Annotated in this window: 16 protein-coding genes, 1 tRNA gene and 3 rRNA genes; 12 read left to right on the top strand and 8 right to left on the bottom strand. The window is 70.1% G+C overall.

The window, feature by feature from the left end; all coding sequences use genetic code 11:
- The 4 genes from KEG57_RS20025 to KEG57_RS20010 all read left to right on the top strand — a co-directional run.
- Positions 1 to 123, top strand: a 23S ribosomal RNA gene (locus KEG57_RS20025); the annotation flags it as partial.
- Positions 124 to 251: 128 nt separating this feature from the next.
- Positions 252 to 368 (top strand): 5S ribosomal RNA (rrf, locus tag KEG57_RS20020).
- Positions 369 to 572: 204 nt separating this feature from the next.
- Positions 573 to 689, top strand: a 5S ribosomal RNA gene (rrf, locus tag KEG57_RS20015).
- Positions 690 to 987: 298 nt separating this feature from the next.
- Positions 988 to 3,291 (top strand): biosynthetic peptidoglycan transglycosylase, encoded by a 2,304-nt coding sequence (locus tag KEG57_RS20010; protein WP_272422662.1) that lies wholly within the window; start codon positions 988 to 990, stop codon positions 3,289 to 3,291.
- Here the strand turns inward: KEG57_RS20010 and tadA are convergent.
- From tadA to KEG57_RS19995, 3 genes are all read right to left on the bottom strand, one after another.
- Positions 3,288 to 3,824: a tRNA adenosine(34) deaminase TadA gene (tadA, locus tag KEG57_RS20005; protein WP_272422661.1), complete on the bottom strand. Its 537-nt coding sequence runs from the start codon at positions 3,822 to 3,824 to the stop codon at positions 3,288 to 3,290. The two genes, KEG57_RS20010 and tadA, sit on opposite strands and share 4 nt — an antisense overlap.
- Positions 3,825 to 3,889: 65 nt before the next feature.
- Positions 3,890 to 3,966 (bottom strand) — tRNA-Arg (locus KEG57_RS20000).
- 648 nt (positions 3,967 to 4,614) lie between these two features.
- Positions 4,615 to 5,148 carry a hypothetical protein gene (locus KEG57_RS19995; protein WP_272422660.1) on the bottom strand — a complete coding sequence of 178 codons (534 nt, stop codon included), beginning with the start codon at positions 5,146 to 5,148 and terminating at the stop codon, positions 4,615 to 4,617.
- Between the two features lie 22 nt (positions 5,149 to 5,170).
- On the opposite strand from KEG57_RS19995, the gene KEG57_RS19990 reads away from it, so the two are divergent.
- The 4 genes from KEG57_RS19990 to KEG57_RS19975 are packed head-to-tail and all read left to right on the top strand — an operon-like array spanning position 5,171 to position 11,546.
- On the top strand, positions 5,171 to 6,052 hold the full coding sequence (locus KEG57_RS19990; RefSeq protein WP_272458694.1) for a redoxin domain-containing protein: 882 nt from the start codon (positions 5,171 to 5,173) through the stop codon (positions 6,050 to 6,052).
- 10 nt (positions 6,053 to 6,062) lie between these two features.
- Positions 6,063 to 7,463 carry a VWA domain-containing protein gene (locus KEG57_RS19985; RefSeq protein WP_272422658.1) on the top strand — a complete coding sequence of 467 codons (1,401 nt, stop codon included), beginning with the start codon at positions 6,063 to 6,065 and terminating at the stop codon, positions 7,461 to 7,463.
- Positions 7,464 to 7,481: 18 nt separating this feature from the next.
- Positions 7,482 to 9,017: an acyl-CoA carboxylase subunit beta gene (locus KEG57_RS19980; RefSeq protein WP_272422657.1), complete on the top strand. Its 1,536-nt coding sequence runs from the start codon at positions 7,482 to 7,484 to the stop codon at positions 9,015 to 9,017.
- Positions 9,018 to 9,038: 21 nt separating this feature from the next.
- The gene (locus KEG57_RS19975; RefSeq protein WP_272422656.1) at positions 9,039 to 11,546 is read left to right on the top strand and encodes a S8 family serine peptidase; all 2,508 of its coding nucleotides are present in this window, start codon (positions 9,039 to 9,041) and stop codon (positions 11,544 to 11,546) included.
- On the opposite strand, the gene KEG57_RS19970 is transcribed toward KEG57_RS19975, so the two are convergent.
- Positions 11,511 to 12,515 carry a CAP domain-containing protein gene (locus KEG57_RS19970; protein ID WP_272422655.1) on the bottom strand — a complete coding sequence of 335 codons (1,005 nt, stop codon included), beginning with the start codon at positions 12,513 to 12,515 and terminating at the stop codon, positions 11,511 to 11,513. The two genes, KEG57_RS19975 and KEG57_RS19970, sit on opposite strands and share 36 nt — an antisense overlap.
- Before the next feature lie 87 nt (positions 12,516 to 12,602).
- Between KEG57_RS19970 and nagZ the strand changes: the two genes are divergently transcribed.
- Together nagZ and hutI are read left to right on the top strand one after the other, a co-directional pair.
- Positions 12,603 to 13,712: a beta-N-acetylhexosaminidase gene (gene nagZ / locus KEG57_RS19965; protein ID WP_272422654.1), complete on the top strand. Its 1,110-nt coding sequence runs from the start codon at positions 12,603 to 12,605 to the stop codon at positions 13,710 to 13,712.
- Positions 13,709 to 14,968 (top strand): imidazolonepropionase, encoded by a 1,260-nt coding sequence (hutI, locus tag KEG57_RS19960; protein WP_272422653.1) that lies wholly within the window; start codon positions 13,709 to 13,711, stop codon positions 14,966 to 14,968. The genes nagZ and hutI overlap by 4 nt, the downstream gene beginning before the upstream one ends.
- A gap of 1 nt (position 14,969) precedes the next feature.
- On the opposite strand, the gene KEG57_RS19955 is transcribed toward hutI, so the two are convergent.
- The 4 genes from KEG57_RS19955 to KEG57_RS19940 all read right to left on the bottom strand — a co-directional run bounded on the left by KEG57_RS19955 (position 14,970) and on the right by KEG57_RS19940 (position 20,596).
- Positions 14,970 to 16,325: an FHA and sigma-54 interaction domain-containing protein gene (locus tag KEG57_RS19955; RefSeq protein ID WP_272422652.1), complete on the bottom strand. Its 1,356-nt coding sequence runs from the start codon at positions 16,323 to 16,325 to the stop codon at positions 14,970 to 14,972.
- Between the two features lie 133 nt (positions 16,326 to 16,458).
- Positions 16,459 to 18,318 (bottom strand): acyl-CoA dehydrogenase, encoded by a 1,860-nt coding sequence (locus tag KEG57_RS19950; protein ID WP_272422651.1) that lies wholly within the window; start codon positions 18,316 to 18,318, stop codon positions 16,459 to 16,461.
- A gap of 206 nt (positions 18,319 to 18,524) precedes the next feature.
- Positions 18,525 to 19,931 carry a sensor histidine kinase gene (locus KEG57_RS19945; protein ID WP_272422650.1) on the bottom strand — a complete coding sequence of 469 codons (1,407 nt, stop codon included), beginning with the start codon at positions 19,929 to 19,931 and terminating at the stop codon, positions 18,525 to 18,527.
- Positions 19,928 to 20,596 (bottom strand): response regulator transcription factor, encoded by a 669-nt coding sequence (locus KEG57_RS19940; protein WP_272422649.1) that lies wholly within the window; start codon positions 20,594 to 20,596, stop codon positions 19,928 to 19,930. The genes KEG57_RS19945 and KEG57_RS19940 overlap by 4 nt, the downstream gene beginning before the upstream one ends.
- A 220-nt stretch (positions 20,597 to 20,816) precedes the next feature.
- On the opposite strand from KEG57_RS19940, the gene KEG57_RS19935 reads away from it, so the two are divergent.
- Positions 20,817 to 22,136 carry a TolC family protein gene (locus tag KEG57_RS19935; protein WP_272458693.1) on the top strand — a complete coding sequence of 440 codons (1,320 nt, stop codon included), beginning with the start codon at positions 20,817 to 20,819 and terminating at the stop codon, positions 22,134 to 22,136.
- On the top strand, positions 22,133 to 23,278 hold the full coding sequence (locus KEG57_RS19930) for an efflux RND transporter periplasmic adaptor subunit (protein WP_272422647.1): 1,146 nt from the start codon (positions 22,133 to 22,135) through the stop codon (positions 23,276 to 23,278). The genes KEG57_RS19935 and KEG57_RS19930 overlap by 4 nt, the downstream gene beginning before the upstream one ends.
- Positions 23,279 to 23,280: the final 2 nt, after the last annotated feature.

Genomic DNA, 23,280 nt, shown 5'->3' with positions numbered 1-23,280 from the left:
TAGGTGTCCCGAGCCGCAAGGCTCCTAAAGACCCCTCGTAGACTACGAGGTTGATAGGCCGGGTGTGGAAGCGGAGCAATCCGCGGAGCTAACCGGTACTAATCGGTCGTGCGGCTTGACCATACCTCTAAGGCAACATTGAAGCTCGCGCGCGGAGTTCGGGTGACGAATCCGCGCAGCTTGTAGCTGCAATAGGACGCGACCATGAAGACAACCCCACCGCCACGGGGCCTTCGTGGACACCCAAATTTTCCGGTGGTGATATCGAGGAGGCCACACCCGATCCCATCCCGAACTCGGAAGTTAAGCTCCTTGGAGCCGATGGTACTGCTGGGGCGACTCAGTGGGAGAGTAGGACGCCGCCGGGTCTTTTTCTAAAGCCTGCAAGCATTCGCTTGCAGGCTTTTCTTTTTCAGTACCTCATAGGTGTGCATGGGCGCTGTCCCCTGCATCGTAAGGGTGAAGCTCGCGCGCGGAGTTCGGGTGACGAATCCGCGTAGCTTGAAGCTGCGGTAATGCGCGACCATGAAGACAACCCCACCGTGACGGGGCCTTCATGGACACCCAAATTTTCCGGTGGTGATATCGAGAAGGCCACACCCGATCCCATCCCGAACTCGGAAGTTAAGCTTCTTGGAGCCGATGGTACTGCTGGGGCGACTCAGTGGGAGAGTAGGACGCCGCCGGGTCTTTTCTAAAGCCTGCAAGCGAAAGCTTGCGGGCTTTTCTTTTTCCATCATCCCGCATCCGCCATCGGGCGTCGTCCGCGCGTCCGCTGCGCGGCTGCTGTCGCGATCTCGGACCAGCCAGCCCATCCGCGTCTTCACGCCGCCCGGCGTGGCTCGGACCGCTTCGTCGGTCTGCAGCTCGGCTCGCTGATTTATTTTCCTGCGGACAGGCGTTGCTACCCTAGGCAAGGGTTTCGTGGCTTCACGGCGCGTCAAGCTGGCACTGGCAGGAGGCGCGGTCGCAACGCTGGCGGCCGTCATGTCCTTCGGTCCGATCGTGCGCCACGAGGCCGCGCGGGCCGCGGAACGGTACGGAGCCGTCGTCGCCATCGACGAGGTTCGTCCTTCGCTGCACGGTGTGAAGCTGCGCGGCGTGGAGGTCTCGCTTCCGGAGGTCCCCAGCGCACACGTGCGGTTCGAAACCATCGACGTCGCGCTCGGTTGGAGCGGCAAGAAGATCGCCCTGCAAGGCGGCGATGTGTCCGCTGTGGGGCCGCGTGAGGTCGTGCTCCGCGAGGCCGAGCAGTGGCAGAAGCGGTACCTCGCGAGGTCCTCCGCAGGCGGCGGGGAGAGCTCGAGCTCGGGCGGGACGGACGCCGCGTTCGAAGGGCTGCGAATCGCCTGGCAAGACCGCAGAGACGTACCCACCGAGTCTGTCCGCGCCAGTGACGTGAGTTTCGCCCGCCAGGAGGGCAAGGTCGGGCTGTCGGCGGCCGAGGCGACGATCACCGTGGGTCCCGTGTCCGTGGCCGTGCAGGGCGGGCATCTCACGCTGATCAAGCAGCCGGAAGGCGGGTACCGCGTCGCTGCCCTCTCGGCGCGTTCGCTCGATGCGACCCTGACCCTGCCCACTCCGCTTGAAGAAGCGAAACCCGTCGAAGGCGCGTCCGCGACGGCGAACGAGCCCTCGCCCCGCGGGCCGCGCGATCCGGCTCCCAAGCAAACGAAGACCTCGCCGCGAGGCGCCGCCGTGCGGGCCCAGCTCGTCCGAGGTGCGACCTTGCTCGACACCGTCCTCGAGCAGGGGGCGAAGGTCGAGCTCGACAGCCTTCACGCGCAGGTCCGTCGCGGCCGCGACACACTGAACCTCGGCCCGGGATCCCTCGTGGTGCGCCGAGACGCGGGCCGCATGCTCGTCGAGCTCTCGCCGCGCGCGCACGCTGAAAAGGAAGAACAAGCGCTCACGTTTTCGCTGAGCGTGCCGTTCGGCGAGGCCGGCGGCGAGATCGTCGCCGATGTGAAGGGCGGGCCCCTGTACCTGTCCACGCTGGGCATCCGCGACGGGGATTTCGGCCTCTTCGATGTGGCCAAGACCTCGCTCACGACACGCTCGCACCTCGTCCTCTCCGCCGACGGCAAGCAGCTCCGCGTGGACGGCGACGGGCGCGTGCAAAACCTCTCGCTCCGCAGCGACGCGCTCTCCGACGAGCCGATCGCGGGGCTCGAGCTCGCTTTCCGGCTCCGCGGCGAGACCGCGCTCGACGGCTCGACCCTCCGCGTCGACGAGGGCGAGGTCGATCTCGGCGCCGTCCGCCTGCTCGCGCATGGGCGTTACGATCGCGTGGGTGAGGGCCATCGCGTCCGCGCCGAGTTCGACGTGCCGCTCACGGCTTGTCAGTCGATCCTCGACGCCGCGCCGCGCGGGCTCGTGCCGCGGATCGCGGGCATGCGTATGGCCGGGTCGTTGGCGGTCAAAGGGCATGCACGCTTCGATACGGCGCGGCTCGATCGCGACTTCGATGTCGCGTGGGATCTCTCGAACACGTGCCGGATCACCGAGGTGCCGCCCGAGATCGACGCGGCGCGGTGGCGCAAGCCGTTCCGCCGCTCGGTGCTCGGGCCGGCCGGCGAGCGTGTCGAGATCGAGAGTGGTCCCGGCACGCCCGGCTGGGTGCCCTACAGCGTGATCTCGCGGTTCATGGAGACGGCCGTGCTGACGACCGAGGACAGCGGCTTCCGGCGGCACAGCGGCTTCGACAATGAGGCCATCCGCAACTCCATCCGGGAGAACCTGCGCAAAGGCCGCTTCGTGCGCGGCGCGAGCACGCTCAGCATGCAGCTCGCGAAAAACCTTTACCTCGACCGCGTGAAGAGCCTCTCGCGCAAGCTCCAGGAGGCCGTGCTCACGACCTACCTCGAGCAAGAGCTCACGAAGGAGCAGATCCTCGAGCTCTACCTGAACGTCGTCGAGTTCGGCCCGATGATCTACGGGATCGGCCCGGCCGCGCGGTACTACTTCAACACGTCGGCGGGAGATCTCTCGCTCGGGCAAGCGCTCTACATCTCGTCGATCCTGCCGAACCCGAAGCAGCAGCACTTCGCGATCGGCGGCTCCGTGAGTCCGGGCTGGATGAACTACCTGCGCAAGCTCATGGACGTCGCGCATCGGCGGAAGTGGATCAGCGACGAGGAGCTCGAAGAGGGGATGCGCGAGACCGTGGTCCGCGGGCAGCCCGCGCCGGAGCGCGCCGCCCGTTCGCAAGAGCCCTCGGGGAGCGAGGGGGCGCCGTCGGGCGAGGGCAGCGGTGAGCCGCCGGAGCCGCCGACGCCGCCGGAGGACTAGCGGCCGGGGTCGGCCTTTTCTTTGCGGCGGGGCGCGAAGAAGGCGCGCAGGAGCCCGGCGCACTCGTCCGCGAGGACGCCGCCCGTGACCTCGTAGCGGTGGTTCAGGCGCAGGTCGCGGCCGATCGTGAAGAGCGTGTCGACGGCGCCGGCCTTGGGGTCGGTGCAGCCGTAGACGAGGCGCGAGACGCGGGCGTTGACGAGGGCGCCGGCGCACATGGGGCAGGGCTCGAGCGTCACGTAGACCGTCAGCCCGGCTAGCCGCCAGGCGCCGCGTTGCCTGGCCGCGTCGCGCAGCGCCTCGACCTCCGCGTGCGCGGTCGGGTCCTGGAGCAGCTCGCGTCGGTTGCGCCCACGGCCCACGATGGTGCCCGCCGCGTCCACCAGCACCGCGCCCACGGGGACGTCACCAGAGTTGGCAGCCGCCACGGCCTCCTCGATCGCCGCGCGCATGAACGCCGCGTCGCGCGCGAGGGCCTGCTCGTCGACGGTCGCGAAGGCCGCGAGCGCTGTGGGATTCTCGGAGCTCGTCATCGAACGTCCCATCCGTCAGGCGAGCCGCTCACAAGCGGCGCGAAAGGATGGGGATGGGAGAGGTTTGGCGCGCCCAGGAAGATTCGAACTTCCGACCCCCGGCTTCGTAGGCCGATGCTCTATCCAGCTGAGCTATGGGCGCAATCGTTGAACTGTACCGCGGGATACACGAGTTCCCCCGCGGGTGCGTCGCGTATTGCTGCGCGACAACGAGGTGGGGCGTTTAAAGGGCTCGCGCGGTTCTGTCAAGAAGAAATCGTCCGGCCCTTCGGTAACCCCTGTTTTTCGCGGCGTTTCGCGTGGAGATTTTTGGGCCATCGCTCGGACGTCGGGGCACAAAAAGCAACGCGCGGCGGTCCAGGGGAGCCGCCGCGCGCTTTGTACGCTCGTTCAAGGCCGTTCAAGCGATGTCGAGAGGGAGGCAAAGCCAAGAAGACAGACGATCAAGCCAAGCGTCAGCAAGCCAAGTTTGGTAAGCCAAGCGATCCGCCGGGCGTAGCCCAACACCCGGGGGATAAGCGAAAGCAGCGGCCGAAGCCGGGGCTCTCGAGGACAAGCAGTCGTACGGAGGAAGGTAAGCGGTCATCGCCGGAGCCCGACGATGCAGCGACCTCGACTAGAGCAGCAGCCGTGCCATCGGATCCGGTTTCCCCCGTCCCGCACGCGCTCTCCAAGGAATGCGGGCGTTTCTTCGCGGGTTTCGTGCTGGAACGGGTGACGACGTTCCCGCCGGTCCGGGCATCCGTGTCGTGGTCCCTCGTCAGGGCCGCAAAGTTTGCATACCCGGGTCTCAGCGCGCCCGACCGAAGACGTGGTCCTCGGGCGCCTCGACGTGGCAACGCTCACACAAGGCGAGCCGTCCCCGTTGCTCGACCTGGCCGTCGGCACGTACGACGAGGTACTCCCATTCCCCACCCTGGGCCGGCGCCTGTTTGGCCATGGCGAAGTAGAGGGCGACGTCCGAGCTGCCCGCCGTGTAGAGCGCCTCGACGAGGACCGCGCCGGCGCCGAGCGGGCGCTGCGGGCCGAGCGCCGGATAGGCGGCGGCCTCGTCGTTGGTGAGGACCTCGGCGTCGTGCTCGCCTGACAGGTGCTGCGAGCGCGCGCGCGGCGTGGCCTTGCGGAGCGAGCTCAGCCGGTCGGCGAGCTCCCAGCGCTGTGGCGTCTTGGGGACGCTCGGGGCGGAGGAGGGCAGGCGCGGGGCGGGGCCTTCGGTCGACCAGGCGGACGGGTCGGCGGCAGACGAGCTGCTCGTGTCGGCGGAAGGCGTGCAAGCGGCCGTGAGCGTGGCGAAGAGGGCGAGCGCTCGGCAGGAGCAGCGCATGGCCGCATGCTACACTCGAACGATGCAAAGCGCTGATTCCCGGGCGAAATCCCGCGCTGGACGGTCTCGCGCGCAGGCAGCCGTGCTCCGCGGGTTCCTCGGGATCGGGGTCGTCCTGGCGATGACGATGGCGCCGGCGGAGCAGGCTTCGGCGGAGCATCGAGCCGCGCGGCGCGCCTGGATCGGGGTCGAGCTCGCGCCGGGGCCAGCAGGCAAAGGGGTGCTCGCGAAGCACGTCGTGACGAGCTCGCCCGCGCGCTCGGGCGGCCTCGTCGATGGGGACGTGATCCTCGCGGCGGACGGGGTCGCGCTCGAAAAACCCGAGCAGCTCATCGCGCGTGTGGCGATTGCGGGGCCGGGCGCGACGCTGAAGTTGCAGATCCGACGGGGGACGGCCGAGCGCGAGCATGTGGTGGTGCCGGTCGAGCATCCCGGCGCGGAGGAGGTCCTGCGGCTCGACAAGGTCGGGACGTTCGCGCCGACATGGAAGGCGCTCGAGCAGGTGACGGGCAGCGTACCGGACAACATCGGCAAGCTGCGCGGCCGCGTGGTCGTGCTCGATTTCTGGGCCTCGTGGTGCCAGCCCTGTCGCGCGATCTCCAAGGATCTGACGCGGCTCCACGCGGCGTATGGGGACAAGGGGCTCTCCATCGTGGGGCTCACGGGCGAGTCGAAGTCGATCGCGGAGAAGGCGGCGACGGAGCTCGGGATGCGTTACTCGGTGGCCTCGGATCCCGGCGATGGGACGGCCGTTCTGTACGGGATCCGCTCGCTGCCCACGATGTTCGTGGTCGACAAGAAGGGGATCATCCGCGAGGTCTTCGTGGGATACGGGCCCGGCCAGGGCGCGACGCTGGAGAAGGTCGTCGCGAGCTTGCTCGCCGAGCCCTCACCATCGGGCTGAGCGAACGAGCGTGTTACGCGTCCTCGACGAGCTTCTGTGGGTGCTGCGCCGCGAGGGCCTGCCGGTCTCGACGGCGCAGGCCATCGACGCGGCGCGCGTGGCCGCGCTCGTGGGGTTTTCCGATCGGCAGACGCTGCGCGACGGGCTCGCCGCGGTGATCGCGACGAAGAAGGACGAGCTCGCGCTGTTCCGGGCGTGCTTCGACAGATTTTTCGCGGAGGAACGCGCGCATCTCGGGGATCTGTGGAGCCGGCTCCGGGTGCGAGGGTTTTCCGAGGCCGAGCTCGCCGCGCTGCGGGAGCTTCTTTCGGCCGCGGCGCAGCGGTCGTCGGGGGACGCGGCGGGGATGCTGGCGTTCACCGGGGAGGCGCTCGAGCTCGATCAGCTGCTTGCATCGGCGGGGATCGCGCGCGCGCTCGCGCCGATGACGAGCGCGCTGCAGACCGGGTTTTTCACGCAGGAAGTGAACAAGCGGCTAGGGATCCCGGCGCTCGGGAGTGCGCTCGCGCGGATGCGGGACGCGCTGCGCGAGGCGCTCGGGGAAGAGCGGGGCGCGGAGCTCGCGGCGGCGCTGCGCGAGGAGCTCGACGCGATGAAGCGGCGCGTGCGGACGCACGTGGAAGCATCGCTCGCGCGCAAGCTCGGCGAGGCGGACGAGCAAGCGGCGCGGGCCGTGGATCGGCCGTTTTCGTCGCTGTCGCCCGAGGAGATGGCCGAGGTGCGGAGCGCGCTGCGGAGGCTCGCCGAGCGTCTGCGAGGCGCCGAGCGGGTGCGGATGAAGCGCAGCCGGCGAGGTCGGATCGATCCGCATCGCACGCTCCGCCGCAGCCTGCGCACGGGCGGGATCCCGTTCCGGCCGGCGCGGCGCGTGCGTCGCCGGGACAAGCCGCGGCTCGTGCTGCTTTGCGACGTGTCGGACTCGGTGCGGCTCGCGTCGCGCTTCATGCTGGAGCTCGTCGCGGCGTCGCAGGAGCTCTTCGCGGAGACGCGCTCGTTCGTGTTCGTGAGCGACGTCGGCGAGACGACGGACCTCTTCCGGCGCAAGTCACCCGAAGCGGCGCTCGCGGCGATCGAGAGCGGGCGCGTGGTCGATCGGACGCGTAACTCCAACTACGGCCGGGCGCTCGTCTCCTTCGAGGAGCGGCTTGGGCGTGGCGTGGACCGGCGCACGACCATCGTGGTCTTGGGGGACGGGCGTACGAATTTCCTGCCGGAGGAGGTTTCCGTCGTGGAGCGGCTCGTCCGGTGCGCGGGCTCCGTGATCTGGATCTGCCCCGAGCCGCCTGCGACCTGGGGCACCGGGGACAGCGCGATGCCGCGATATGCGGCCGCCGTGAGCCGTGTCCTCGTGGCCCGGACCGCGCGTGAGCTCGAGGGCGCGGCGAGGGAGCTTTTGGCGCGGCGAAAGTAGCGCTATGCCGCGCGGGACATGTCGCTCGACGATCAAAAGCTCCGTGACCTCGCCGCGCGTGTGGAGCGCGGAGGGGCACCCAAGTACCACGAGAAAAACCTCGAGCAGGGCAAGCTCTTCGCGCGGAAGCGTATCGAGCTCCTGTTCGACGACAGCAGCTTCGTGGAGGACGCCGCGCTGGCGAACGCCGTCGATCCCGAGCTGCCCGCCGACGGCGTGATCACCGGGACGGGGACGATCGGCGGTCGCCTGGTCGCGGTGATGGCGAACGACTCGACGGTGAAGGCCGGGTCGTGGGGTCGCCGCACGGTGGAGAAGATCCTGCGCATCCAGGAGACGGCCGCGCGCCAGCGTTGCCCGCTGTTTTACCTCGTCGACTCGGCGGGCGCGCGCATCACCGACCAGATCGAGATGTTCCCGGGTCGCCGCGGCGCGGGGCGCATCTTCTACAACGAGGTGCAGATGAGCGGGCAGATCCCGCAGATCTGCTTGCTCTTCGGGCCCTCGGCGGCCGGCGGCGCGTACATCCCCGCGTTCTGCGACGTCGTGGTGATGGTCGACAAGAACGCGAGCATGTATCTCGGCTCGCCGCGCATGGCCGAGATGGTCATCGGCGAGAAGGTGACGCTCGAAGAGCTCGGCGGCGCGCGCATGCACTGCTCGGAGTCGGGCTGCGGCGATGTGCTCGTGAAGACCGAGGAGGAGGCGATCGCATGGGCGAAGCGCTACCTCGCGATGATGCCGCAGAACTGCACGGAGACGCCGGCGCTCGTCGCGGCGAAGCCGCCGAAGCCGGGGCAGAAGCCGCTCGAAGAGGTGATCCCCGTCGACGAAAACAAGCCGTTCGACATGATGGCGGTGATCGACGCCGTCATCGACGAGGGCAGCTTCGTCGAGATCAAGAAGCTCTGGGCCAAGGAGATCTTGACGGGCTTCGCGCGCATCGACGGGCGTGTGGTGGGCATCGTCGCGAACCAGCCGAAACACAAGGGCGGCGTGCTCTTCGTCGACTCGGCCGACAAGGCGGCGCGGTTCATCTGGCTCTGCGACGCGTTCAACGTGCCGCTGCTTTACCTCGCCGACGTGCCGGGCTTCATGATCGGCACCGTGGTCGAGAAGCAGGGCATCATCCGCGCGGGCGCGAAGATGATCGCCGCCGTGAGCGAAGCGACGGTGCCGAAGCTCTCGGTCATCGTGCGCAAGGCCTACGGCGCGGGGCTCTACGCGATGTGCGGGCCCGCGTTCGAGCCCGACGCGTGTATCGCGTTGCCGCGCGCGTCGATCGCCGTCATGGGCCCGAGCGCGGCGGTGAACGCTGTTTACTACAACAAGATCCAGGCGGTTCCCGAAGGGCCCGAGCGCGACGCGATGGTGAAGCGGCTGCGCGACGAGTACCGCGAGGACGTGGATCTCGTGAAGCTCGCGAGCGAGATGGTGATCGACGGGATCGTGCCCACGACGGCGCTACGCGACGAGATCGCGCGGCGGTTCTCCCGCTATGCCGGGAAAGTCGAGGAGCGGCCGCGCAAAAAGCACATCGTGCCGCCCGTCTGAGCCATGCGGTAGGATGGGCACGTGCGTGCCCGTCCGCTCCTCGCATTCGCCGCGGCCCTGCCGCTGGTCCTCCTCTCCGCCACGTTCGCCCGCGCCGAGGGCGCGCCTGCACGATCTCTCGTGCGGCTCCTGCACAAGCCCACGAAGGTCCATCCCCTCGCGGATGACTCCGGTCGCGTGGCCGTGAGCGTGGCGCTGCCGCAGGGCAAGGACGCGCGCTCGCTCGGACTTCTGGAAGTCGCGCCGGGCGTGGGCGCGATCCGGCTCGCGCCCGACGAGCTCGACACGTTCGCCGCGGCGAACCCGGATCTCGCGCTCACGGTCTCGCCGCCGCTCATGCCCCTGCTCGACGTGTCGGGGAAGTGGACACGCGTCGACGTGTTCCGCACGGCGACGGGCCTGGGCAAGGGCAACGGCGTGGTCGTCGGGATCATCGACACGGGGCTCGACGTCGCGCATCCGGACTTCCGGACGGCGACCGGCAAGAGCCGCGTCGCGTGGATCCTACAGTCGGGGAGGATGCCGGCAGGCTTGCACCCGGAGATCGAGGAGCGGTTCGGCTGCACCGACCCGAAGCAAACGAAGTGCGCCGTGTTCTCGGGAGCGGATCTCGACGCGATGATGAGCGGGCAATCCAAGCTCGGCCTGCCGCGTGATCCGGAGGGCCACGGGACGCACGTGACGAGCATCGCGGCGGGCAACGGCGGGCTCATGAACGGGAGCACGCCGAAGTACGTGGGGATCGCGCCCGAGGCGACGCTCGTCATCGCGAGCCCTCCGTCGACCAGTGGTTTCGACGAGACGGACCTCCTCAACGCCGCGCGGTTCATCTTCGAGGTGGGCGACGAGCTTGGTCTTCCAACGGTCGTGAACCTCAGCGTCGGCGGGGATTTCGGGCCGCACGACGGCACGAGCCCGATCGAGAAGGGCCTCGCCGAGCTCGTCGGCGACGACAAGCCTGGCCGAGCGATCGTGGTCGCCGCAGGCAACAGCGGAGCCCTGTACGGGCGCGGGGATCGCGGGCCGTTTGGCATCCACACGGAGGTGCGCGTGACACCGGGCGCCGAGGTGCGCGTGCCCATCGCGACGCCCGCGTCGAAGAAAGGAGACGGCTTCGTGTGGATCACGTTCCGGCCCGGCGACGAGGTGAGCGTCGGGCTCGAAGGGCCGGGCGGATCGAGCTGGATTAGGCTCGTCGATCCGGGCGACGAGCTCGGCTATTCGGGCGACGACGAGACGACGGCGGCCGTGATCAACCGCCTCGCGAACAGCAAGAGCCCGATCACGGCGGAGACGAACAGCGCGGTCGTGGCGTTCCACGGCGCGTGGGACGAGGGCGCGTTCACGATCCGGCTCTCGGGCCACGGCGACGCGCAGCTCTGGGTGACGGGGAAAGGCGACGTGTCGTCGGCGGGCGGGGCGGGGCTCGCGTTCGAAAAGGCCGTGCGACAAGGGACGATCGCGATCCCCGCGAGCCACCCGAACCTGCTCGCCGTGGGCTGCACGTTGAACCGGATCGGCTGGGATCCGCTCACCATCGAGCCGATCGAGCTCGTGGCGGCGAACGGGATCGACTGGCAGCCCGACGATGTCTGTTATTTCAGCGCGGCCGGGCCGACGCCGTTCGGCGTGGCGAAGCCCGAGATCAGCGCACCGGGCGGGTTCATCGCGGCCGCGATGAGCCGAGACGCGGACCCGCGTGTCGAAGCGGGGGGCCTCTTCGATGGGGCCGGTTGTCCGAAGGGGGAGCCTTGTTACATCGTCGACCAGACACACGCGATCACCGCGGGCACGTCGATGTCCGCGCCGCACGTGACGGGCGCGGTGGCGCTCCTGTTCGAGCTCGATCGACATCGCAACGGAGGCGTTTCCACGCTGACGCAGGCGCGCGTGACGGAGCTGCTCCAGGTCGGCGCGCGGTGGCCGACGGGGACCGTGCGGCACGAGACGCAGCTCGGCGTGGGCGCGCTCGATCTCGAGGGCGCGCGTCGCGCGTTCGAGGAAGAGCCGGCGTCGTCGGGCCCGCCGAGCATCGAGAAGAGCTGGTGGGTGCTGTCGAGCGCGTACGCGCGGCCAGATGAGACGTGGCCCGTGTGGGGGACGATCGAGCTCCGGCGCGAGGACGGCGAGATCGCGAGCGGGATCGCGGGCACCGAGCTCGAGCTCTCGGTGACGGGTGGGGTCATCGTGCAGCCGATCATGAAGGTGCGGCACGGGCTCTTCCGCTTCGCCGTGGCGGGCGAGCGCGGCAGGGCCGGCTCGAAGATGGTCGTCGACGTGCGTTACGCGGGCCGCTCGATCGAGTCGCCGCGGGAGCTCGCGATCGGGGAGGATGTTTGGAGGTCCAACGGAACGCTCGACGCGACCTCGGGCGGCTGCGCCTGGGCGGAGGAGGCGCGGACGTCGAGCCGGAGCCCGCTCGGGCCTTCGATCGGCGTGGCGCTGGCGGGGATCGGGCTGTGGCGCAGGCGCTCGCGGAAGAGCGAGGGCGCGTCAGCGCGCGCGCAGAGCGACCTCGATCGTACGTAGCGAGACGAGCCGCTCCTCGTTCACGCCGGGAAACGTCGCCCAGATGCTGATCTCGTAGAGCCCGGGTTTTCCCTCGTCGTCGAGGTAGGTCCCGAGGGAGAACGTGCTGCCGAGGAGCGAGAGCACGCCCCGGGGCCGCGGGAACGGCGTCTTGAGGCGGCGCGGCAAGTAGGCCTCGTAGGCCTCGGGAACGAGGTAATCGTTCGTCTGGTTGAGGTTTTCCGCCGCGCGCGGCGCCGGTGTATCGATCCGCGCGATGCCGACGACGGCGAGCTCGGCGGGCTCTCGAAGCTCGCCGCGGATGTCGATGAAGTCGCCCACCGAGACCTTCCGGGGCAGATCTTCGTATGTACCCCAATCATCCACGAACTCCTGCGCCACGCAGGGGATGCGGCTGCCTTCGACCTGCGCCACGCCCACGCCCACCGCCGTGTGCCACCGCGAGAGGATGTTCCGGCGATGGCCGTCGTGCGGGGGCACTTCGTCCATGAACGCGCGCTGGAAGCGAACGAGCCCTTCCGCCATGTAAGGCGCGTCGACCGCGAGCGGCGAGGCGTTCGCATCCACGAAACATCCGACGTTCTCGAAGGCGACATCCTCGCCGCCCGCCTCGGTGTACCGCTGCTCCGGTACCGAGCCGTCCGAGCCCCAGTGCGCCGTGAACCCGCGCGCTGCCATGTCCTCGGCCTGCCGTCGCGCTGCGCGTGCCGCCGTCTCGTCCCAGGGCAGCGCAGCGAGCCCGTGCGCGGCGCGATCCCGGTTGATGAGCTCGAGCATGTAGTGCTCGGCGTCCGCGCGGCTCATCGGTCTGCCGGCGATGGCGCTGCGGATCCCGATCGAGCGCTCGCCCGCCGCACCGTTCGGGTCGTTCGCGGGAGGGCTCCCGCATCCAGCGACGAGGGCCACGAGCGCGAATGCCGATCGGCGGCCGTTCGCCCCTCTGCCCGTTCGTTCGCCTCGGATCGCCACGCGCCTCGTGCCTCAGCATAAGCAATCGCGCGCCGCGTGGTAGCGGCGGGCGCCTCGCTCAGCTAACCCTCGCGCCGAGAGCCCCCGATGCGACCCTCCGACCTTTCCCTCCCGAAGCTCTGCGGCCAGCTCATCGTCGGCGGATTTTCCGGCACGAGCTTGCCCGACGCCTACGCGGTGGCCCTCCGCGCAGGCTTGCGTGGCGGCGCGATCCTGTTCCGGCGCAACGTCCCGGATCTCGCCACGACACACGCGCTCTGCTGCGCGATCCGCGACGCCGCCGGGCCGGACCTTCCGCCGTTCATCGGCGTCGATCAAGAAGGTGGGCGCGTCGCGCGCATGCCGAGCCCGTTCCCGAAGCTGCCGCCGATGCGCTTGCTCGGCGCCGTGGGGGATGCGTCGCTCGCGCGGCGCGCGGGACGGCTGATCGGCGAGGAGCTGCGGGCGACGGGGTTCAACCTCGACTTCGCGCCGGTGCTCGACGTCGATTCGAATCCGGACAATCCGATCATCGGGGATCGCTCGTTCGGGCGCGCCCCGGCCGAGGTCGCGGAGCTCGCGGTGGCCTTCGGGCTCGGCCTGGAGGACGCCTCCGTGCTCTCGTGCGGCAAGCATTTCCCCGGGCACGGCGATACGTCCGTGGACAGCCACGTCGGCTTGCCCATCGTTCATCACGGCAGAGCGCGCCTCGACGCGATCGAGCTCGCGCCGTTCCGCGCCGCTGCCGCCGCGGGGCTCGGCACGTTGATGACGGCGCACGTCGTGGTGACGTCGATCGACGCGAAGGTGCCGGCGACGCTCTCGCGCGCCGTGTGCACGGATCTGCTCCGCGGCGATGTGGGCTTCCGCGGCGTGCTTTTCTCGGACGATCTGGAGATGGCCGCGGTCGCCGCGCAGTACCAGGTCGAGGCGTCGGCCGTCGCGGCCGTGCGGGCGGGCTGCGACGTGCTGCTCATCTGCTCGAACATGGAGTGGCAAGAGCGCGCGCTCGCGGCGCTCGTCGCCGAGGCGGAGCGTGATCACGCGTTCCGCGAGCGTTGCCTGGAGGCCGCGGAGCGCGGGATCGCGGCGCGTTTGAAGATGCCGCCGACGCCCGCGCTCGACGCGGAGGCGCTCGCCTCGCTCGTGGGTCGGCCCGAGTCGGTCGTGCTGTACGACGAGATCACGCGGCGCGCGGCCGAGGCGGGCGTCGCGTGAGCACGCGATCGTTCGTCCTCTTCGCGCGCCGGATCGTGACGTGTGATCCCGCGCGTGCCACCGAGACAGATCCACTCGGCGTGATCGAAGATGGTGGCATCGCCGTCGAGGGCGGCGTGATCGTCGACGTCGGCCCGCGCGAGGACGTGCGCGCGCGCCGCGGCACGCTCCCGGTCGTGTCGGGCGAACCTGCGTCGCTCGTCACGCCGGGCCTCGTCGATGCGCATACGCATGCCCCGTGGGTCGGCTCGCGCGACGCGGAATACGCGCTCCGTCTCGCGGGCGCGGGGTACGAGGCGATCGCCGCGGCGGGCGGCGGGATCGTGGCGAGCATGCGCGCCGTGCGAGCAGCGAGCCCGGATGAGATCGACAGGACGCTCTCCGCGCGGCTTCGGCGCATGGCCTCGCTCGGCGTCACGACCGTCGAGGCGAAGAGCGGTTACGGCCTCGACGAGGCGGGCGAGACGAAGCAGCTCGAAGCCCTCGAACGCGCTGCCGGGCGGCTCGATCTCCCGCGTGTCGTGCCCACCTTCCTCGCGCTCCACGCGATCCCGCCCGAGGCGCGCGCCGATCGCGCGGCGTACATCGAGGCCGTCCGCGAACGCACCTTGCCGGCCATCGCGGCGCGGCGCCTCGCGCGGTTCGTCGACGTGTACGTCGATCGCTCCGCGTTCTCCGTCGACGAAGCCCGCCCTGTTCTTTCGCGCGCGAAGATGCTCGGACTCGGCGTGCGCGTGCACGCGGGGCAGTTCGCCGATGTCGGCGGCGCGGAGCTCGCGGCCGAGCTTGGCGCCGCGTCCGCCGATCACCTCGAGCAGGTGAGCCCCGAGGGCGCGCGGGCCCTCGCCGCGGCCGGCGTGCGCGCCGTGCTCCTGCCCGTTGCGAGCTTCACGCTCCGGCAAGATCCGCCGCCCATCGCGGTCCTCCGGGCCGCGGGCGTCCGGCTCGTCGTGGCGAGCGACGCGAACCCCGGCACGGCGCCCACCGAGAGCCTCCCGCTCGCGCTCGCCCTCGCGGCGCGGATGTATGGCCTCACGGTGCCCGAGGTCATCCTCGGCGCGACCCGCGAAGCCGCGGCCTCGCTCGGGCTCGCCGATGTCGTGGGCGTGGTACGTCCGGACGCACGCGCTGATCTCGTCGCCTGGGATCTCCCGCACGAGAACGCGCTCGTGCAGCCCTGGGGCGTCTCTCGCGCCCTCTTCGTCCTTCGCGACGGCGCGCCGATCGCCGGCGAAACGCCCTTCTCGCCCGGCTGATTCACTCCGTATCGATCGCCACGTGCCCGTCGGCGTCGTCTGTCGCGACCGCCTGCGGATAACCACCTCGGCGCGCGAGCCACCGCCGGAGCTGCGTCCGGTGCATCCCGAGCACGCGCGCCGAGGCCGAGACATTTCCGTTCTCGCGGCGCAGGACCTCCGCGATCCGCTCGTCGGTCGGCTTCGACGAGTTCTGCGGCCCTGTCTCGCCCTCCTCGGCCAGCGCGAGCCCGGCCGAGGCATCGAGATCCCCGGCCTCGACGACCGTCCTGCCCGCCGCGAGCGCGTTCTCCGCGGCCTGCCGCAGCTCGTGCGAGAGCTCGCGGACGTTGCCGGGCCAGACCCGCAGGGCGCAGGCCTCGACGAGCATTGGATGCGGCTCCAGCGCCGCGCCCGCTTTCTGGAGCGTCGCGCGGATCAGCCACGGCATCTCTTCGAGCCGCTCGCGCAGCGGCGGCAGGCGCACCTCGGGGTTGCCGATGCGGTAGTAGAGGTCTTCGCGGAAGCGGCCCTTCGCGGCCTCGGCGCGCAGGTTCTTCAGCGTCGCACCCACCACGTGGATGTCGACCTTCACGGGCCGACTCGCGCCGAGCGGCAGAATCTCGCCCACTTCGAGCAGGCGCAAGAGCTTCGGCTGCACGCCGGGCTCGAGCTCCGCGATCTCGTCGAGGAAGAGCGTGCCTCCGTGCGCGGCCTGCGCGTAGCCCTCGGCGTCGGCCGTCGCGCCCGAGTACGCGCCTTTGCGCGCGCCGAAGAGCAAGCGCTCGGCGACGCCCGCGGGGATGGTCGCGCAGTTGACGGCGACGAACGGGCTGCTCGTGCGGGGCGAGGCCGCGTGGAAATGGCGCGCCGCGAGCTCCTTGCCCGACCCGCTCTCGCCCGTGACGAGCAGCGTGCTGCCCAGCGTGGCCGATCGGGCCACCCGCGCGAGCGCGTCGGCGAGGCGCGGGCCCACGATCATCTCCCCGCGCGTCGTGACCGTGCCTTGCTGGTACGGCCGCACATCGGCCACGAACGTGAAGAGCGTCCGGCCGATGCGGAGCAGGCGGGGCGTGTCGAACGTCGCCGTCTCCTGCACGCGTGTGCCGTCCACGTAGGTGCCGTTGCGGCTCTTGAGGTCTGTCACGACGAACCGCCCGTTCTCGTGCGCGACGCGCACGTGGCGCCGCGAGAGGCGGTCGTCGTCGAGCAGGGCGTCATGCGTGGGCCGGCCGAGCTCGATCCCGCGCGTCAGGGCGAGCGGCACGAACTGCGGGGCCTTGCACGAGAAGATCCCGACGAGGCCGGGGATAGGCTCGCCCGTGGGCACGAGCGGCTCCCCCTGCTCCTCGATGGTCTCGTGAACCAACTGCCTCATGACAGCCGGAAGCATACGGCTGCGAAGGGGGCTTTTATAGGGCGGAGAAGGGGTTTACCCCCGAGCGTCGACGGGGGTTTGGGGGCGTAGCTCGGCTTGTCCGAGCGAGAGCCCCCAAGCATCGGAATGCCGATCAGAGCGAGGCGAACGCGTCGGTGGGGATGTCGAGCGGCGAGCGATCCTCGCGGCCGAGGATCTCGGCGTGGGAGCGCACCTCGGGCAGGACGTGGCGCGCGTAGTAGGCGGCCGCGTGGCGCTTGCCCTCGTAGAAGGCGCGGGCCTGCGCGGACGACTCGTCGTTCGGCAGCGACGCGGCCTTCTCCGCGGCGAGCACCGCGCCTTCGAGCAAGAGCCAACCCACGGCGACGGCGCTCATCATCTCGAGGAAGCGGTTCGCGGCGAGCGGCACCATTGCCATGCGGCCCGTCTGGAACCACGTGAGCATCCGCATCGCCGTTCCCGCGAGCGCTTCCTGCGCGGCGCCGAGCTCCGCGAGGTAGGGCCCGACCGTCGGATGGCCCTGGTTCTTTTGGACGAACGCGGCCACGTCGCCGAGGAACTCCTGCAGGTTTTGCCCGCCGCGCTGGGCGAGTTTGCGGCCCACGAGATCCATCGCCTGGATGTGGTTCGTCCCCTCGTAAATCGAGAAGATCTTCGCGTCGCGGCAGTACTGCTCGACCGGGTAGTCCTTGATGTACCCGGCGCCGCCGTACGTCTGGATCGCCATCTCGCAGACGCGGAAGGCCTGGTCCGAGCCGTACGCCTTCACGAGCGGCACGAGCAGATCGACCTGGCCCTGGTGGTACTGGGCTTTCTGATCGTCCGAGCCCTGGTGCACGTGCACCTGGTCCTGGTGCAGCGCGAGCTTCACGATGAGCGCGCGGATGCCCTCCACCTTCGCCTTCATCTCGAGCAGCATCCGCCGCACGTCCGCGTGCTCGACGATCGCCACGCGCGGCGCCGTCGGATCCTTCCAGTGGTCGATCGACGGGCCCTGCTTGCGATCACGCGCGTAGTCGAGCGCGTTCAGGAAGGCGCTCGACGCGACGGCCACGCCCTGCACGCCGACGGCGATGCGCGCGCCGTTCATCATCTTGAACATCTGCGCCATGCCGTGGTTCTCGACCTCGCCCACGAGCTCGCCGATACACCCGTCGTTCTCGCCGAAGTTGAGCACGCACGTCGCCGAGCCGTTGATGCCCATCTTGTGCTCGATGCTGCCGACGGCGACGTCGTTCGAGCCCTCGATCGTGCCGTCGTCCTTCACGCGGAGGCGCGGCACGATGAAGAGCGACAGGCCCTTCGTGCCGGGCGGCGCGCCTTCCACGCGCGCGAGCACGAGGTGCACGATGTTGTCGGCCATGTCGTGATCGCCGCCGGAGATGAAGATCTTCGTGCCGCGGATCTGGTAGCGGCCATCGGCGAGCTTCTTCGCGGTCGTACGTGACGAACCCACGTCCGAGCCCGCGTGCGGCTCCGTGAGGCACATCGTCCCGCCCCACTGGCCTCCGTAGAGGCGCGGCAAAAACAGCGACTTCTGCTGCGCCGTCCCGAAGAGCTGGATCACCTCGGCCGCGCCGTGCGCGAGGCCGGGGTACATGTTGAACGCCGTGTTCGCGCCCGAGAGCAGCTCCTCGACGAGCGCGAAGAGCGCGTGCGGCGCGCCCTGGCCGCCCCAGTCGGGGTTCACCGAGACGTTCTTCCAGCCCGCCTCGTAGAGCTTCGTCCACGCCTCCTTGAAGCCCTCCGGCGTATAGACACGCCCGCCTTCGAGGCGACACCCGGACTTGTCACCCACCGCGTTCAGCGGCCCGAGCACCTCGCACGCGAACTTGTACGTCTCGTCCAGCACCATCGAGGCCTCGTCGACCCCCCAGTTCTCGAACGGTGCCTGTCCGAGGATGTCCCCCAGACGGAATTGCTCGAAGAGCAAAAACTTCATTTCGCGGAGGTCGGCTCGATAGCGATTCTGGCTTGCTTGAGGGTTCGACACGGGGGCCTCCTCGGGGGCGCGTTTTCTTCGCCGATGAACTCGGCAGTCGCGCGCAGCGAACGGTCGATCGGCTCGTGTCCGCGTAGCATGTCAATGCGTTGCGTCAATCTTCTTCGTGCACGAAACATCATGCTGCGAAAAGATTTCCGGAAAGGCACGCTTTGCGATCGTCCCGACATACCATTGCAGCGGTCGAGCTCGTTCGGTCAAGCACCGGCGTCGGCCTGCGCGGGGAGCGAAAGGACGAAGCGCGCGCCGCCCTGGTGGCTCCGATCGAGCCATACGTCGCCGCCGAGGTTTCGCGCGATGCCACGCGCGATGGCGAGGCCAAGCCCGGCGCCGGGGCGGTCGTCGCTGCGGTCCCTCGTGCCGCGGTAAAACGGCTCGAAGATGTGGGGCTCGTCCTCCTTTGCGACGCCGGGGCCGCGGTCGATCACGGCGATTTCCACGGAGGCGTCGCGGCGCATGATCGTGGTGAGGACAGGCGCCTCCGCGGGGCCATGAGCGACCGCATTGTCGACGAGGTTCCGGAGCGCGCGGATGATCTCGCTTCGATCCCCGCGGACGAGCAGCGGCGCGGTGGTCGGGTTCTCCGGGGCCTGTTCGAGCGATACGCGCCGCGCTTCCGCCGGTCCGCGCGCGAGGCGGAGCGCTTCGGAGACGACCTCGGCGACGGTCACGACCTCGGAAGCGAGCGAGCGCGGAGCCTGTACGCGCGCGAGCGTGAGGAGATCCTCGGAGAGGCGCGAGAGGGCTTCGACGTCGACGAGGGCTTCCTCGATGGTGTGCTGGTAGCCGGCGGCGTCGCGGGGCCTGCGCAGCGCGAGCTGGAGCTCGCCGCGCAGCGTGGAGAGCGGGGAGCGTAGCTCGTGCGCGGCGTGCGAGACGAAGAGGCGCTGCGCGGCGACGAGCGCGCCGAGGTACTCGATCATGTGGTCGAGATCGGCCGCGAGCGCGCGCGTCTCGGCGCTGCCGTGGGCGCCGTCGGCGACGCGCGCTTCGAGGTTGCCGCGCTCGACCTCGCGCGCCACGCGGGCGATCGCGTGCACGTCACCCGCGAGGCGGCCGCCGAGCCAGCGGGAGAAGAGCGCGGTCGCGACGGTCGCCGAGAGGAACAGCACGCCGAGGGTGCGGTGCAGAAAGCTCGCGTCCTCGTCGACGGTCCGGCGCGAGGCGGCGTAGAGCAGCGCGGCGCCCCCGTTTCCGACGGGCACGGTGACGCCGCGGAGGGCCTTGCCGTTCACGCCGAGATCGACCGGCACGCCTTCCGTGGGCAACGCCGCCGAAGCCCCGAGGCTTTCGAAGCTCGGCACCTCGCTACCGAAGTTCATCGTCGCCGAGAGGAGCGCGCCGCGCTCGTCGTAGACCGCGATGTAGCGCTGGGTCGGGCGCAGGCTCTCGGGCACCTCGGCGACGCCGTCGAGCACCGTGGGCCTCCCCGGGTTTTTCGCGTCCGTGATCTGCGCGAGCGCGTGCGCCTGCGCGACGAGGGCGAGGTCGAGATCGCGCGTCTCGTCGCGGCGCACGAGGACGTAGACCGTGAGGAACGAGGTGAGCAGCGTCGCGGCGCTGACGACCGTGACGGCGAGGCTCAAGCGGTTCTTGAGCTTCATGAACCGCTCAGCGCGAGGCGGTAGCCGATCCCGCGCACCGTCTCGATGAGGGAGGCGTTCGGGCCGAGCTTCTCGCGGATGTTCTTCACGTGCACCTCGACCACGTTCGAGCCGGGATCGAAGCTCGTCTCCCACACCTTCGCGAGCAGCTCCGTTCGCGGCACGACGCGGCCCGCCTCGCGCGCGAGGTAGGCGACGAGCGCGAACTCGCGCGGCGTGAGATCGATCCTGCGCCCGTCCACCGTGGCGCGGCGATCGGCGCGATCGACGACGAGCGGGCCCACGCGGAGGACCGCGTCGACGAGGGAGGCGCGGCGCCCACGCGCGCGGACGCGAGCGAGCAATTCGCCGAGATCGAAGGGTTTGGCCAGGTAATCGTCAGCGCCAGCGTCGAGGCCGGCGATTCGCTCGGGGACCTCGGCGCGCGCCGTGAGCATGAGGATCGGGACCTGGCAGCCCCTCTGCCGCACGGTGCGACAAACCGAGAGCCCGTCCATCTCGGGCAGCATCCAGTCGAGGATCACGAGATCGTACGAGAGCGCCTGGATCTGCTGGATCGCCGTGGCGCCGTCGGCGACCACGTCGACGGCGTAGCCCTCTTCGCTGAGCGCCCGCGACAGGAAGCTCGCGAGCTTCTTGTTGTCCTCCACGACGAGGATTTTCATCGAAGTACGAGCTTAGCCTGGAGCCACGCGAGCGCCGTTCGTGGGCGCGCCGGGTTTCGCCTCGATCCCGCGGTTTTCCAGCGGCGACGCGTGCAGGCGCATGAAGACTTCTTCATCTGCGCTTCATCTTCCGCCTCGAGCGCGCGATCCGGCTGAAGGAATCTTCATCGGCCGTTCATGCTCGGCCGAGCCGAGGGCCTTAGACGGTACGCCGATGAGCATGGCCCATCGGAAACCCTGGCTCTGCGCGGCGCTTGCGCTCGCCGCGTGTTTGCCTTTCGCCTCCGCCGCGGAGGCTGCGAGCGCGCCGGAGAAGGGCGCGCTTCGTCCCAGCGCCGAGCTCGATCTCGGATCGCTGGAGGCGCTCGTGCGCGCTCGTGCGCGAGGCGTGGAGAGCGCGGCGCTCGAGGTGGATCTCGCCGCGGCCGAGGTGAAGAAGGCGCAGACCTTGCCGAACCCCACGCTCGAGGCGAGCTGGGGGACGATCCCGATTGGCCCGACGAACCCCGCGGGGCTTTCGTCGCCGATGACGCAGGTGCCGAATTACGGCGTCTCCCTCGCGTACACATTTCCGATCGGAAAGCGCGGGCCGCTGCAGGATCGGGCGCAGGCGCTCGAACGTGCGGCGCGGGCCGGGCTCTCCGCGGACGTGCGCGCGCGGGCACTCTCGCTCGCGCGGACGCTCGGCTTCCTCGCGGCCACGACGATGCGGCTCGAAGGCTTGCGGCGCATGGCCGACGAGGGGCGCAAGCAGGCCGAGCTCGGCGCGGCGCGCCTCGCGGCGGATTTCGCGTCGGGGCTCGAGGTCGAGCGGCTGAAGGTGGAAGCGAGTCGCCTGGAGCAGGAAGTTCGATCGGCCGAGGCCGAGGTGAGCGCGGCGGTTGCCGACTGCACGGCGACGCTCGGCGCGCCCTGCGAGCCTTTTGCAGATGCGGACGAGGCGCGCCGCTTCCTCGCGCGCTGGATCGAGCGTGCGGGGTCTGTCGGTCGTGTCGAGGACCGGCCCGACGTGCGGGCGCTCGCGGCGTATGGCGAGGCCGCGTCCGCGGAGGCGCGGTGGGCACGGGCGCAGGCGATCCCCGATCCCACGGTGCGTGTCGGCTACCTGCGTGATCAGTTCGTGATCTCGGGCAACCAGGTGAACAGCCTGAACCTGAGCGTGAGCATCCCGCTGCCGATCTTCGATCGCGGGCAGGCCGAGCTCGCGGCCGCGGAGGCGAAGCGCGCGCGTATGTCGGCCGAGCGGCAGAAGACCCTGGACACGAGCTGCTCGCGCCTGCCCGTGCTCGAGCAGCGGCTCTCCGCGCAGAAGAAGCGCCAGCGCTCGCTGTCGGAGGAAATTCTGCCGCGCGCGGAGGGGACGCTGAAGGAACTCGCGCGCGCCGCGGAAGGACGGCTCTTGCCGCTCACGGACGTGATCCAGGCCCGGCGCACGGTGAGCGAGCTCGTCGTCGCCGAGGCCCAGAGCTTTGCGGAAGCCTTCGATGCGGCGCTCGAGATCGCCGCCGAGCTTGGAAGGACAAACGAGGACCCACGATGAACCGATCCGCACGAAGCCCCCGACGAACCCTCTCTGCCTTCGCGCTCGTGCTGCTTTGGGCGGCGGGCGTCTCATGCCACGGGAGTCCGCAGGAGAAGGCACGACCGCCGTTCTCGGCCGCCGAGGACGTCGTGAAGCTCGATCCGGCCGCGCCGGGGCCGATGAAGTTCGCGACCACGGAGGCCGCCGCGGGTGAGCCGTTGCCGCTGCCGCCGGTGACGGCGCGCGTCTCCACGGTGGAGAGCCTGACGGCGCCGAGTTTCGCGCCGCTCGCCGGGCGCGTGGTGACGGTCAACGTGCGGCTCGGCGATCGCGTGGCGGAGGGCGATCGGCTGATCGAGGTGCGGACCGCGGATCTGCCGACGCTCCAGCACGAGCGGCGCGCCGCGGAGCTCGCGATCAAGACGCGCAAGGCCGTCGTCGAGCGGATCGAGAAGCTCGTCGAGGTGCGCGCCGCGTCGCAGAACGAGCTGACGGTCGCGCAGAGCGAGCTCGACGAGGCGAAGCTCGCGGCGCAGGCGGCAGCCGAGAAGATCCGCAGCCTGTCGATCAAGACGGCCGGCGCCACGTCGTACTGGGTGCTCGCGAATCGGGCCGGGACCGTGGTGCAGCTCGACGCGACGCCGGGCAAGCAGGTCGGGCCGGACGGGGACAAACCCATCGCCACGGTTGCCGATCTCGGCGACGTGCTGGTGCTCGCTGACGTCGCGCAGCGGGACGCGTCCGCGCTCACGCCGGGGCGCACGGCCGAGATCCGCTTCCCGGACGGCGCGGAGACCGGGATCTCCGGGACCATCGAGTCCGTGTCGGACGTGGTCGATCCAGAACGACAAACCGTGCCCGTGCGCGTGCGCGTGAAGAACGATCGAAAGCTGCTGCGGCCGAACGCCTTCGTGAGCGTGCTCTTCAAGCCGCCCGGCGAGGCGCAGGTCGTGGGGGTCCCGGCCTCGGCGATCGTGAGCGACGGGGCGCGGTCGATCGTGTTCGTGGAGACCACGCCGGGCACGTTTCAGCGGCGCGCGGTGGAGGTCGGGCGCCAATCGAAGGAGCGCGCGGAGGTCCTCTCCGGCGTTCGTCCCGGCGAGCGCGTGGTGAGCAGCGGCGCGCTCCTCTTGCTCAACGCGCTCGATGTCGAGGGATAAGC

It is taken from the genome of Polyangium jinanense, from assembly GCF_028435365.1.
The sequence above is the reverse complement of the archived record's forward strand: the minus strand, read 5'-3'. Positions and strand labels throughout refer to the sequence as shown.